Origin of the sequence: Shewanella sp. SM74 (assembly GCF_025653725.1) — a bacterium.
Lineage (GTDB): Bacteria > Pseudomonadota > Gammaproteobacteria > Enterobacterales > Shewanellaceae > Shewanella > Shewanella oncorhynchi.
In genome coordinates this window covers 1-13390 of sequence record NZ_JAKKRZ010000026.1, presented here as the reverse complement: position 1 = coordinate 13390, position 13390 = coordinate 1, and the positions used below count along the sequence as shown (strand labels likewise).

At 45.5% G+C, this 13390-nt stretch carries 10 protein-coding genes and 2 rRNA genes; 2 read left to right on the top strand and 10 right to left on the bottom strand.

Going from position 1 to position 13390, the window contains the following annotated elements:
* Positions 1 to 74 precede the first annotated feature (74 nt).
* The 5 genes from L5M49_RS20095 to L5M49_RS20075 form a co-directional block, all read right to left on the bottom strand.
* A complete protein-coding gene (locus L5M49_RS20095) occupies positions 75 to 692 on the bottom strand; it encodes a hypothetical protein (protein ID WP_168823558.1) in 618 nt (205 codons plus the stop codon).
* A gap of 166 nt (positions 693 to 858) precedes the next feature.
* Positions 859 to 1323: a hypothetical protein gene (locus L5M49_RS20090; protein ID WP_168823560.1), complete on the bottom strand. Its 465-nt coding sequence runs from the start codon at positions 1321 to 1323 to the stop codon at positions 859 to 861.
* Positions 1320 to 2969 carry a glutamate--cysteine ligase gene (gene gshA / locus L5M49_RS20085; RefSeq protein ID WP_168823561.1) on the bottom strand — a complete coding sequence of 550 codons (1650 nt, stop codon included), beginning with the start codon at positions 2967 to 2969 and terminating at the stop codon, positions 1320 to 1322. Before gshA ends, L5M49_RS20090 begins: the two co-directional genes overlap by 4 nt.
* A gap of 185 nt (positions 2970 to 3154) precedes the next feature.
* On the bottom strand, positions 3155 to 6007 hold the full coding sequence (locus L5M49_RS20080) for a M16 family metallopeptidase (RefSeq protein ID WP_168823563.1): 2853 nt from the start codon (positions 6005 to 6007) through the stop codon (positions 3155 to 3157).
* 181 nt (positions 6008 to 6188) lie between these two features.
* Positions 6189 to 6614: a YqaA family protein gene (locus L5M49_RS20075; protein WP_168823565.1), complete on the bottom strand. Its 426-nt coding sequence runs from the start codon at positions 6612 to 6614 to the stop codon at positions 6189 to 6191.
* 291 nt (positions 6615 to 6905) lie between these two features.
* On the opposite strand from L5M49_RS20075, the gene L5M49_RS20070 reads away from it, so the two are divergent.
* A complete protein-coding gene (locus tag L5M49_RS20070) occupies positions 6906 to 8159 on the top strand; it encodes a dicarboxylate/amino acid:cation symporter (protein WP_168823567.1) in 1254 nt (417 codons plus the stop codon).
* Positions 8160 to 8390: 231 nt separating this feature from the next.
* A complete protein-coding gene (locus tag L5M49_RS20065) occupies positions 8391 to 8558 on the top strand; it encodes a hypothetical protein (RefSeq protein ID WP_168823570.1) in 168 nt (55 codons plus the stop codon).
* 166 nt (positions 8559 to 8724) lie between these two features.
* Here L5M49_RS20065 and L5M49_RS20060 read toward each other — a convergent pair whose 3' ends face one another.
* The 5 genes from L5M49_RS20060 to L5M49_RS20040 all read right to left on the bottom strand — a co-directional run.
* Entirely contained in the window at positions 8725 to 9855 is a 1131-nt protein-coding gene (locus tag L5M49_RS20060) for a sodium ion-translocating decarboxylase subunit beta (RefSeq protein ID WP_168823572.1), read from the bottom strand.
* Between the two features lie 8 nt (positions 9856 to 9863).
* A complete protein-coding gene (gene oadA, locus L5M49_RS20055) occupies positions 9864 to 11690 on the bottom strand; it encodes a sodium-extruding oxaloacetate decarboxylase subunit alpha (RefSeq protein ID WP_168823574.1) in 1827 nt (608 codons plus the stop codon).
* A gap of 11 nt (positions 11691 to 11701) precedes the next feature.
* Positions 11702 to 11968, bottom strand: coding sequence for an OadG family transporter subunit (locus L5M49_RS20050; protein ID WP_168823576.1), 267 nt, complete (start codon positions 11966 to 11968; stop codon positions 11702 to 11704).
* A gap of 968 nt (positions 11969 to 12936) precedes the next feature.
* Positions 12937 to 13052: ribosomal RNA gene (rrf, locus tag L5M49_RS20045) — 5S ribosomal RNA — on the bottom strand.
* Positions 13053 to 13191: 139 nt separating this feature from the next.
* A 23S ribosomal RNA gene (locus L5M49_RS20040) occupies positions 13192 to 13390 on the bottom strand; the annotation flags it as partial.

Here is a 13390-nt window from a genome sequence, read left to right as displayed (position 1 = left end):
TTAAATATCTAAATTGAACACCGACAGTCAGCCATTATCACTTAAGTGGCTGACAATGATATAAAAACGTAATCTTAACCCAAAAATAAACGCCACAGCCAAGATGAATCTAAATCTTCTTGGCAGGTTTTATATTGAGCCGCGTAGCGTTTCGACCTCGCATCCACCTTGTTCGCCACTTTCACTAACCACGCCTTAGATTTATAACTGCCACGGCGATAACCGCCCCAGCCCTCGTGATAATTAAGATACTGCGCCCGCGCATCCCATTTAGATACGCCATTTATCTTATGGGTTTTACTAATAAACCAGCCCATAAAATCCAAGGCATCATCGAAATCACTGCGGCTCGACCAACTGTTTCCCGTCTCACGCACATAATCATCCCACGTCATGGTCTTAGCCTGCGCATAACCATAAGCATCACTGGCACGGCCAATAGGGATAAAACCTAAAAAGTATTCCATCGGTGGCGCGGCATTGTGCTTGAATGAGCTCTCTTGATACATCATAGCTAACGGCACATGCACTGGCACACCCCATTTATCACGGACATCTTTAGCGGCATCGTACCAATCTCGGTGTTCTTGAAATATCTCACACAAATTTTCGGGAGACTTAGGCGGAGATGTCGCGCAACCTGACAAGATGCCGAGACTTGCGCAGAGTAAGATAACGGAGGATTTATTCATTAATATCATGTTCTTTGGAGAGTTAGCTCGCGCCATGATGTCATAGACTCAGGCTGAGGCAAGCATAAAAAGCCTTTTTGCGCTTAGAAGATCTCAACGCTAGGGGCTAAATCAATATGACTTAAATCGTATGTTGCTGGCTTACCACTTGAACTTAACACTTTGGCTATTTCGTTTCGGGACTCAGCTCAAACTGACACTCATGATCTTCTTGCTGCCACACGCCGGGTTCCCAATACGCAGTGTCTTTACCCATATAGCGCTTATCGGTGTGAAATAACGCACCGATATGATAACGCTGATGACTTTCGACATTGAGCTTGAATACTTTGGGTGTCCGCGCGGCAAGCGTGACTGACAAACTTGGATCATCAATCAGCTCCGCAACGGTAAATTCATATTCGCCAGGCGCTAACTGATAATTAGGCTTAGAAACGACTGCCTGCCCGTTTAAATGGGTCACCACAACTCGATACCAGTGAGTACTGGCATCGGGCTGCAAATAACCCGACACAGTACCACAGCCCAGTGGGTCTTCAGGTGACGCGGCGCAGCCAGATAACAAGGCACTGAACACAATCAAAGCTGCGCGGGCACGTAGGCCAGTGAAAGAGAATAACCCCTCTTTCACGGCTTCACTCCAAAGTAATCTTCCAGATAATCATCGAATGAAACTGCACTCTGCGCCGCCTCTAGTTCAGCTTGCTTGTTAAGCGAACTGGATGCTTCAGCTTGATACTGCGCTATGGTCTCGCTCGACAAGGGATAATCGATAAAGTATTGGTAGTATTGCTGCGCTAACGTCATTACCCACTGACCATGATCTTGGCCCTTGTTGATCACGTTTTGAAGTACTTGTCCCGACAGGGTTAAATTCGGATCTTCAGCCGCTTTACGCCAATGGGCCAAAGCCACTTGATAATCCGTCCCCTCACCATCGAGCAATACAGCCAAAGGTTGCAAGGCATCAAACAACTCTTCTAACCAAGATTTAAGCGAACGTGAACCGTCTGCAGTTAATAACTCAAGCCCTGGTTTACGGCCTTCAAGCACCACAGCTTTAAGATTTGCGCTTAATCTCGCCTCTTCGCTCGCCTCAGACTTAGGCGACTGCGTTAATAAACAATAGAGTAAGAATAAATCGAGGAAACGCACTTGTGTCGCCTCAATGCCAACTGGGCTAAATGGATTAACATCCAGCGCTCTCACTTCAATGTATTCCACCCCAGCACGGGCCAAAGCTTCAGACGGTTTCTCGCCACTACGTGTGACCCGTTTCGCACGGATTGGCGAGTAGAACTCGTTTTCAATCTGCAATACATTGGCATTAAGTTGACGATACTCACCATCGACTTTAACGCCGATATTCGCAAAGTTTGCTGAAGGCATTTTAGTGGCAGCATTCACGCCAGCCAGATACTCAGGCAAAGAGTTATAGCTGATATTTAGATCTTCTTGCTCTTTGTTGGTGTAGCCTAAATCACTCATACGCAACGAAGTAGCATAGGGCAGATACAGAGTTCCATGGCCCGTTTTTTCAAACTTGAGGTCGGTTTTTTGATCTTTAATGAAGGAGCTACATAACGCTGGCGAGGCACCAAATAAATAAGGTAGTACCCACACTAAACGGCGATAGTTACGGATCAAGCCGAAATAGGATTCGGAAATAAAATCATCGTAAGTTAACTCTTTATCACTTAACTCATACAGGCTTTGCCATAATTCTTGCGATACCGAAAAGTTAAAGTGCACCCCAGAGATGATCTGCATCAGGGCACCATAACGATAGGTTAACCCCTTACGATACAAGGTTTTCATCATGCCAGTATTCGATGAGCCATAGCGGGCAACGGGGATCTGTTGCTCATCTTTCACATAGCAAGGCATGCTCACGGGCCACAAACGCTGACCATTTAAGTGGCGCACGCTGAAGGCATGAGTCTCAGTTAACCCAGTGAGAAGTTGCTCAACATTGTGATTTACTGGCGTAATAAACTCGAGCAAGGCTTCACTGTAATCCGTCGTAATACGTGAATGCATTAACGCCGAGCCTAAGGCTTCGGGATGCGAGTCTGTAGCGAGATAACCAAACTCATCAATCCGCAACGCCTCACGTTCTATGCCACGTAACATACCCAAGAGTGCGGTGCGCCCATTGGCGTCCGAGAGATGTTGTACTAATTCATTGAATGACTTCAATTTGCGCTTCTCTAATTGGTGATTCGCTATCGCGACAAGGTTAACAGTCAGACCTTTATTTTGAGGCTTATCTTGCAAAATATGCCTCAAAATAAATCTAAACCTGTCTGTGGGGCAAGCCAAATTCACACCTTGTATGATTAAAAGCAGACGGTGACAGCTAATGCTGTCACCGTCTTTCGATGTAAATCCGGTAAATATAGGGCAAATAGTCGTTAACTAATGCCCCCGTCTATCTACCTATATAAGGGCGAAATACTAATTTACAATACTAAAGTTTCAATTGGATAGCCCAATACAGCTAAATCCGCTTCAATTGTCGCTTTATCTCCCACCACCAGAATCACCATTTTATTGATATCTAGCTCGGAAGCCGCGAGGGCATTGAGTTCATCTTTTGTTACAGTATTAATGATCTTGTCCTGTTGAGTCGTAAAATCTTGACTCAATTGGTAACGTTGGATCATCCGCATAAAGCCCGCTTTTTGATACGGTGTTTCATAATCAAGGGCTTGCCCTTGAGAGACTGAATTACGCATAAAGGCAAGTTCAGCATCTGTCATACCCTGCTGCTGATAAGCACTGATTTCTTTTACAAACTCAATGAGTGCTTTCGCCGTCACGTCACTGCGAACGTTACTTGATGCGACAAAATCGCCCACTTCAGCACCGCCTGTAAAACGAGTGCGAGCACCATAGGTATAACCTTTATCCTCACGTAAATTTAGGTTGATACGGCTATTGAATGCGCCGCCTAACGGATAATTCATCAGATAGGATTTAAAATAATCGCCTGTGGCATCGTAAGGTAATGCGCGCTTGGCAATATTGATTACCGATTGCGCCGCACCAGGTTTATCAATCACATAAATTGTGCCGCCTTTTAATGCAGGGAGTGGCTTAAGTGGCGGTACCACAGCTGCTTCTCCTTTCCACTGGTTTAATCCCGCTAATTTAGGCAGCAATGCAGATTCAGATAAATTAGCAACAGTGACAATTTTAGCGTTGCCGCCTTGATACTGCTGGGCATAAAACGCTTTTACATCGGCTAACGTAAGCGCCGCGACAGAATCGAGCGTGCCAAGATCATTCACACCTAACGCATTGTCTTTACCGTATAACAAGGACGACAACGCCGTATCAGCCAGATAGCTAGGATCGGACTGCATATGCTGGATCTGTTGTAATTGCTGCTGTTTCACTCGCGCAAAGTCAGCTTCGCTGAATGCTGGCTGAAACAGCTTTTCTTCCATAATCGCCAGCGTCTCATCTAAATGTGCTGTCAGAGCCGATACTTTGATCGAACTTTGATATTCAGACGCACTAAAGTCGACACTACTACCTAGCATTTCTAAGGCTTGTGATAGTGCTTCACTGCTGCGCTTCTGGCTCGATTCATTAAGCATTTCCGCAGTCAGCGTTGCTAAGCCTGCTTTTTCGACGGGTATGAGTCTGTGGCCACCATTGAGATAAACAATTAACTCAACTGTTGGTGTTTCAGTACTTTGAGTGCCCATGACTTCGATGCCATTGGCTAAGGTTTTTGTCCAAATTTTAGGTACTTTTAGCATAGGTGCAACGCCAGATGCAGGCATCTTAGTCCGATCAAAACTTGAAACAAGTTCAGGCTTGGGCAAATCCCCCTCTACCGCAGAGTGTGCAATCGGCAACGTTGCAGGCGTGAAGTTATCCGCATGGGCAATAAGTGACGTCATTCCCTGCGGCACCACACTCATAACCACCATAGGTTTATCTTTAATGTATTGCTTAAACACGCGCATCACATCGTCTTTGGTCACATTGGCATAACGATTCAGATCTGAGGCAATCATGTTCGGATTGCCCGACAGCGTTTGGTTCATCGCTAAAGTCGACACTTTGCCAGAAACACTCTGCAGGCTATAAATAGTATCAGCCTCAAACTGCACTTTGACTTTTTGCAGATCGTCATCGGTAACGCCACGTTGCTCAAACTCCTTAATCGAGTCGAGAATACGTTGCTCCAGATCCGCCAGTTTGCCGCCCTTTTCAGGATTGGCTAAAGCATAAATCGACATCTGACACGCAAGCTCTTGACAAGGATGACTCACATTAGCCTGCACCGCATAACCGTCCTTCACCAAGTTTTTATATAATAAGGATGTTTTACCACCACCTAAAATATTGGCTAACAGATCGAGCGCGGCCTCATCTGAATGTCTAGCGTATACAGTTGGAAAACCAATACGGATCAAAGGCAAGTGCACTTGATCTTCCATGGAGAGGTAACGCGTCTTGTCTAAGTTAACCAGCGCCTTTTGCTCTAACGAGACTTCTGGACCGCGGGGGATTTCACCAAAATATTTATTGACCCAAGCTAAGGTTTGCATTTCATCGAAATCGCCACCTATGGTCAAGGTCGCATTGTTAGGACCATACCAACGTTGGAAAAAGTGTTTAACATCGTCAACCGTGGCGCGATTAAGATCGTCCGGCCAACCAATTACAGGCCAAGAATAAGGATGACCGACAGGATACATAGCTTGGCTAAAACGCTCACTCATGCGGCCATAGGGTTGATTATCGATACGTTGTGCGCGCTCGTTTTTGACGGTTTCGCGCTGCACTTCGAATTTTTCACTAGTGAGTGCGGGCAACAAAAAGCCCATACGGTCCGACTCGAGCCACAACATTTTTTCTAATTGATTGTTGGGTACTGTCTCAAAGTAATTGGTTCTGTCGGTATTGGTCGTGCCATTTAGGGTACCACCGGCTTCGGTAACCACTTCAAAATGCTGTTCATCGGCAACATGCTGCGAGCCTTGGAACATCATGTGTTCAAATAAATGCGCAAATCCCGAACGCCCAGCTAATTCGCGAGCAGAGCCCACATGATAAGTGACGTCAACATGCACTAAGGGATCGGAATCATCTTGATGTAAAATAACCGTTAACCCATTGGCTAATTGGTACTTTTTGTAGGGGATCCCTACTTGCGAATCGGCCAATTGCACATTTTCGATAAGTTTAACGCCTGCGGGCAAGTTCGCCGTAGTCGTTTCAGATGCACAACCCGCAAGTGCGGCAGAAATTGCGACCGCTAATATCCATTTCTTCAAAACATTCCCCTCATACATCAATGGGCCAAAAATACAGCTTCATAATCATAGTGCTGCGTTTAGTCATAGTGCGCTTAAATGATTAAGCATTGGGATTTATGACTCGCAAAATTGACACTAAGTTCCTATCTATACAGTAAATTCAGTCTAAACGGAAAAACACTCCCCGCCCTTGACCATTAAATGCATCCTAGCGCCATCATGCCATCCATTGCAGCACGGCAGCGGCAACAATTAAGTAACGAATTGTTTTACCGATTAAAATCATCACCAAAGAAGGTATTAGCGGTAGCCTCAACCAACCCGCCAATAAACAGAGAATATCGCCGACAACCGGTGCCCATGAGAGTAACAACGCCCACACGCCGTAGCGTTCAATCAAGGTGAGCCCCTTTGCGTGTTTACCTGTCGCTAACGCTTCTGGTGATTTTGCGAGGCGACCTAAGCGGCCTAAATAGAAACTAGTCATCGCGCCCAACGTGTTACCAATACTGGCCACCACGACCAGCGCAACCCAAGCCTCTGGAGTTTTGTTTAATAGCGCCACGAGTAAGACTTCAGATCCCCCCGGTAACAAAGTCGCCGCTAAAAAAGCGCCGGAGAACATAATGCCTAACTCAGTCATAATGGCTTACTCAATGATAAATCTCTCTTTTTGTATTCAATGTGATGAGGTTTGCCATGGGTTAATTGAATGTTTAACTTAATCTTTTTACAACAAACTCACTTATCACAATAAGTTATAAGAAAAACGGTTTGTTATAACCCTAGCTCTGTCGATACAATAGTTAACTATGGCAGGCAATAACCATGCGCATGACTGAGCGCGCGTTAACATCACGCTCAACTCGTTAAATACGAATCCTATCATCGCAGGCCTATTGGCTCACTCTTAATTTATTTTTCTGGAATATGCATGATCCTTCAAACCATTAGCCGCATTCCGTTTTGGCAAAAAGTCTTAGCAGGCTTTATTTTAGGTGCGCTCGTTGGCGTTATTTTAGGTGAAAACGCCACAGTGCTAAAACCATTAGGTGATCTGTTCATTGGGGCCATTAAGATGTTGGTCGCGCCTTTGGTATTTTGTGCCATTGTCGTGAGTATCACATCGCTCAACTCGCAAACCAGTCTGAAACGCCTGAGCTTGAAAACTTTGGGTATGTTCATGCTGACAGGCACAATCGCCTCTCTGATCGGCTTAGCTGTGGGCTCAATGATCGACATGGGTGGCACCATGCAACTCACAACGACTGAAGTACGCGAGCGTAATATTCCCGGTTTCGCACAAGTGTTGCTCGACATGATCCCTGTCAATCCTTTTGCTTCACTCGCTGAAGGCAATGTACTGCAAATTATCGTGTTTGCAGCTTTGGTAGGTATAGCTATCAATAAAGTCGGCGAGAAAGCAGAGCCATTAAAACGCACCATTGAAGCAGGTGCTGAAGTCATGTTCCAACTGACTCGCATGGTCTTAAAACTAACCCCTATCGGTGTGTTTGGTTTAATGGCTTGGGTTGTCGGTGAATACGGTTTATCGACTCTACTACCTTTAGGTAAGTTTATCGGGGCTATCTACATTGCCGCCTTTATCCACATCATCTTCGTTTATGGCGGGTTAGTGAAGTTTGTTGGTGGTTTAAGCCCACTGCAATTTTTCCGTAAAGCTATGCCAGCACAGTTAGTCGCCTTTAGTACTTCCTCAAGTTTTGGTACTTTACCTGCGAGTACTCGCGCAGTCGAAACCATGGGCGTATCAAAGCGTTATAGTGCCTTTGTGATGCCATTAGGTGCGACCATGAATATGGACGGCTGTGGGGGTATTTACCCTGCGATAGCCGCTATCTTCATCGCTCAAATTTACAATATTCCGCTCGACACACTGGACTATGTGATGATCGCCGTGACTGCGACAGTGGCTTCTGTTGGTACCGCTGGCGTACCAGGAAGTGCGATGGTGATGTTAACCGTCACCTTAGGTGTGATTGGTCTGCCACTAGAAGGCATTGCCTTTATCGCCGCGATTGACCGTATTATCGATATGATCCGCACAGCAACTAACGTGACGGGCGATATGATGACTGCTGTTGTGATTGGTAAATCCGAAAATGAACTCGATGAAGTACAGTTCTATTCGAACGACAATCAAGACGTTACACCAGTAAGTTCGTAGCAATAACAATACTGTATAAAAAGTATTAAGCTAAATCATCAGTACCATTGACCACAGTAAGAGACCGCTTCGGCGGTCTTTTTTATTATCCTGCAAACGGCCTTTAATCCGTCGGCTTTAAAGCCCCAATCAACCCTAACAGTCCTCATCTCCTGCAAAATAAGTTACTCAAATAAGATCAAGCTGTTAGACTCTAAAACCACTCTAACTCACACTTTAGCAGAACAGACAATGACGAGACTCTTCCTTATCCCGCTGATCCTATGTTTGTTTTGGGCGTTATTTTTAAAAGCCAACAAACTCACACTAAAACAAGGCCGACGAGGTTTTATCTACATTATCGGTATAGGTGGCGGGCTGATTTTAATCCTTATGGCATTACTCTGGTTAACGGCTTAGGTTAATACCAAGGATTCATTTTCTAAATTAGTGACTTAACAAAAAGCCAACTCAATACTGAGTTGGCCTTAGTGATAAAACAGCGTTAACGACTAGAATAAATTCGAAGATAAACCCGCTAAATTTACCCACTCAGTCAAGCCCAATCAGTTAACCCACTCTGTCATCAACCCAGCACGGCAAGTAAAATCCCCGCAGCCACAGCAGAACCTAGCACTCCCGCCACATTGGGACCCATGGCGTGCATTAACAAGAAGTTGTGTTGGTTGGCCTCTAATCCAACCTTGTTCACGACTCGTGCTGCCATAGGTACAGCCGACACCCCTGCGGCACCAATCAACGGATTAATCTTACCACCCGACAACTTACACATCAGTTTTGCCATCAATACACCTGCAGCAGTACCAATGCCAAATGCTAAAGCTCCCAATACCAAAATTCCTAAGGTTTCAAGCCGCAGGAATTGATCGGCAGATAACTTAGAACCGACAGCTAACCCTAAGAAAATCGTAACGATATTGATAAGCTCGTTCTGCGCCGTTTTCGATAATCTATCCACCACGCCCGATTCGCGCATCAAGTTACCAAGACAAAACATACCCACTAACGGCGTGGCTGCAGGTAGGAAGAGAATCGTTAATCCCAGTACCATCAAAGGGAAAATGATCTTTTCCTTCTTACTGACTTCGCGCAACTGCTCCATTTTAATTTCGCGCTCGGCTTGAGTTGTCAGTAACCGCATGATCGGCGGTTGAATAATAGGGACTAACGCCATGTAGGAATAGGCCGCTACCGCAATCGCACCCAATAACTCAGGCGCCAGTTTTGAGGCAAGGAAAATCGCCGTTGGTCCATCGGCACCGCCAATAATCGCAATGGCCGCCGCATCCTTCATGGTAAACTCAAATCCCGGCACTAAGTTCAGCGCTATTGCGCCAATCAGTGTCGCAAAAATCCCAAACTGCGCAGCCGCCCCTAACAACAGAGTTTTAGGATTGGCAATTAAGGCACTAAAGTCGGTCAGCGCGCCGACGCCCATAAAGATCAACAGTGGGAACACCCCAGTCTCAATCCCCACATGATAGGCGTAATACAGCATGCCACCTTCTTCGGTAAATCCCGCATGGGGAATGTTCGCCAGCACTGCACCAAAACCAATGGGCAACAATAGCAAAGGCTCAAATCCACGCACGATGGCGAGATACAAGAGCAAAGCGCCCACGGCCATCATTAACACTTGCCCGCCAGTAAAGTGAGCGATACCTGTCTCGGCCCAAAAAGCTATTAAACCTTCCATTATGACTCCTACGCCAAGGCCAGTAATTGAGAACCCACAGACACTGAGTCACCTTCTTTCACCCAAATCTTAGCGATAATGCCATCGCCCTGTGCACGAATTTCAGTTTCCATCTTCATCGCCTCAAGGATGATCACGACATCGCCTTCACACACTCTATCGCCTGGAGAAACATGCACTTTGAAGATGTTGCCCGACAAAGGCGCGCTCATTTCAAGCCTGATTTCACCATGGCTTGTTGCAGGTGTTGTACTCTCAGTCACAACTTGCACAGCATGAACACTTTGGCCCTGTGGCTGAATTTGCGAGATCTCACCGCCTGTGGCGACTTCAACTACGTACTCTTGCCCTTCGACAGTTACCGTGTAGGTTTCAGGACCACGATCCGCAGCATTAGAAGCAGCAAGTACCGAAGTCAATTCAGGTTTAGGCTCAAAGGCGCTCGGATCATCACGATTCTTTAAGAACTGCAATCCTATTTGTGGGAAGAGTGCATATGTCAGCACATCATCGTCATGCTCTGAAGATAGGCGAATGCCTTGTTCCTGTGCTTTATCAGCTAACTCAAGCCGTAATTTAGCCAGCTCTGGCGTTAATAAATCAGCAGGGCGACATGTAATGGCTTCGGCTCCTTGTAAGACTCTCGCTTGCAATGCGGCATTGACTGGCGCAGGTGTCGTGCCATATTCGCCCTTAAGCACGCCTTCAGTCTCTTTAGTCAGTGACTTATAACGCTCACCCATCAACACATTAATGACCGCCTGCGAGCCGACAATCTGCGATGTAGGTGTCACTAAGGGCAAAAAACCTAAGTCAGCACGCACGCGGGGAATTTCTTCCAAGACCAAGTCCATCTTATCGGCCGCGCCTTGTTCCTTTAGTTGGCTCTCCATATTGGTCAGCATGCCACCAGGCACTTGTGCACGTAAGATCCGCGAATCGATGCCTTTCAGCGCGCCTTCAAACTTAGCGTACTTCTTGCGCACCTCACGGAAATAAGCGGCAATCTCCTCAAGCAACACCATATCGTAACCCGTTGCACGCTCAGTATCTTCCACCATAGCGATAACGGTTTCAGTTGCAGTATGTCCATAGGTTTGACTCATCGACGAAATTGCCGTATCGAGCACATCGATACCCGCTTCAATGGCTTTCTGATAAGTGGCGGTACTTAATCCTGTCGTCGCATGGCAATGCATAGATAACACGAGTTGCGTTTGGGATTTGAGTCGACTGATAAGCTCAAACGCTTCCATCGGCTTAAGCAACCCCGCCATATCTTTGATACACAAAGAATCACATCCCATATCTTCGAGACGTTTTGCCATATCAACCCAAGTCTCTATGGTATGCACTGGACTTGTGGTGTATGAGATCGTCCCCTGCGCATGGCCACCAACTTGGCGCACCGCTTTCACCGCAGTTTCGAGATTACGAACATCATTCATTGCGTCAAAAATACGAAATACATCGACGCCATTGGTATGGGCACGCTCAACAAAACGCATGACTAAATCATCGGCATAATGGCGATAACCTAATAAGTTTTGGCCACGCAGCAGCATTTGCTGCGGCGTATCAGGCATTGCCTTTTTCAACTCACGAATTCTGTCCCAGGGATCTTCACCAAGATAACGAATACAGGCATCAAAAGTCGCCCCGCCCCAAGATTCCAGTGACCAGAAGCCGATCTTATCGAGTAGTGGCGCTATCGGTAACATGTCATCAATGCGTAAGCGCGTCGCTAAAATGGATTGATGTGCGTCCCGCAATACGACATCAGTTAAAAATAATGGCTTAGCCACTGCTGTCGTAGAATTAGATACAAAAGTCATACTGCTCCCCATTACTTAATCTGTGAACGATACTGCTTTACCGCTAGTGAAATCGCAGCGACCAAGCTTGGATCTAAAGGTTTAGCATCAGATTCCGCTACCCTCTGCTGACTCTTAGCATGATTTTTAGCAAAACGTGCAGATGCAGCATCGACTGCACACCAACGCGCAACCAAATGAATCCCAAGGATTAGTACACTTAAAAATAAATAAACTAAGCCCATCCCCAAAAACATAATGCCAACGGCATCCAATAAAGATTGTGTTACATCCTCCATAGCTCCCCTACCCCTTCCTCTCTAGATCCCTATCAACAGCGCGATTGCCCCAAAATCATCGCTATCGCATTACAAGTTCAAAATTCATCAAATGAACTGCTCACAAACGATGGTTCTTCCGTAAACAGACACATAGCGACCACCAACCAGAAAAATCGAATAAAAAATCACATTTCAAAGCTAACTAATCACACAACAAGAAAACCAGCTGAACTCAACCTGCTACGAACATAACCAATTGATAACAAAAAAACCATATCAGTGTAAATTGGTCTTACCAATATTAAGTAAATCCACAGACAGCAAGTTATTAATCCTCATAAATCGAGCGATTAATTCAATATTCCATAGTAAAACAAGCATAATATTGGATTTAAGCTGAAGTGATATCTTAGGCTAAAAAATGATTCCTAAATTGAAAACAACGAGCATAGGAATAAACCAAGTGAAAAAATATGCAAATTTAACAATCCAAGCTACTGCCATCTGACTAAGTGGCAAAATAAAAAGAATATTGTTCTGAAGACATTGTTTGAAGAAGAGGAATGGGTTCAATTCAGCAAATTAAATCAACTTAAATGCCCCCTAGATACCAACACAGAGCAGTGCCTAGCAATACGGTTGGTGTGTGGAACGGCTATCTTAAAAGATAAGCAACAGTACTACCTGAGCTAGAGCTCAGGCGTTTATTTATGCGCAGAATTAAGCAATAGGACGAGAACGAAATAGGAAATCCTAGGACCGACAAAGAACTCAGTAATTGAAATGGCTAGTGAGTTGGTGAGTTGGTGAGTTGGTGAGTTGGTGAGTTGGTGAGTTGGTGAGTTGGTGAGTTGGTGAGTTGGTGAGTAAAAATAGCGGAGAAACATGCAAACTGAAAGAAAAACGGACTAATTTCTAAAAATTGCGAATGCAAAAAAGCCAGCTTATTCAGCTGGCTTCGTTACATCTCAATGAGATAATTAGGCGCTTGGCGATGACCTACTCTCACATGGGGAGACCCCACACTACCATCGGCGCGTTTGCGTTTCACTTCTGAGTTCGGGATGGGATCAGGTGGTTCCACAAGGCTATTGTCACCAAGCAAATTCTGTTTATTACCGTGTCCATCTCTGGACCACGTTAATAATAATTCGGAAAGCTGATTTGCTTTGTTTGAGTTCACACTTCATTAAGTGTCGATATTCTGTCTAAGGCTTCTTTGTAAAACCCATCTGGGTTGTATGGTTAAGCCTCTCGAGTCATTAGTACATGTTAGCTCAACGCCTCACAACGCTTACACACCATGCCTATCAACGTCCTAGTCTCGAACGGCTCTTTAGAGGAATTAAATTCCTAGGGATGACTCATCTTAGGGCTCGCTTCCCGCTTAGATGCTTTCAGCGGTTATCGATTCCGAACGTAGCTACCGGGCAATGCCAT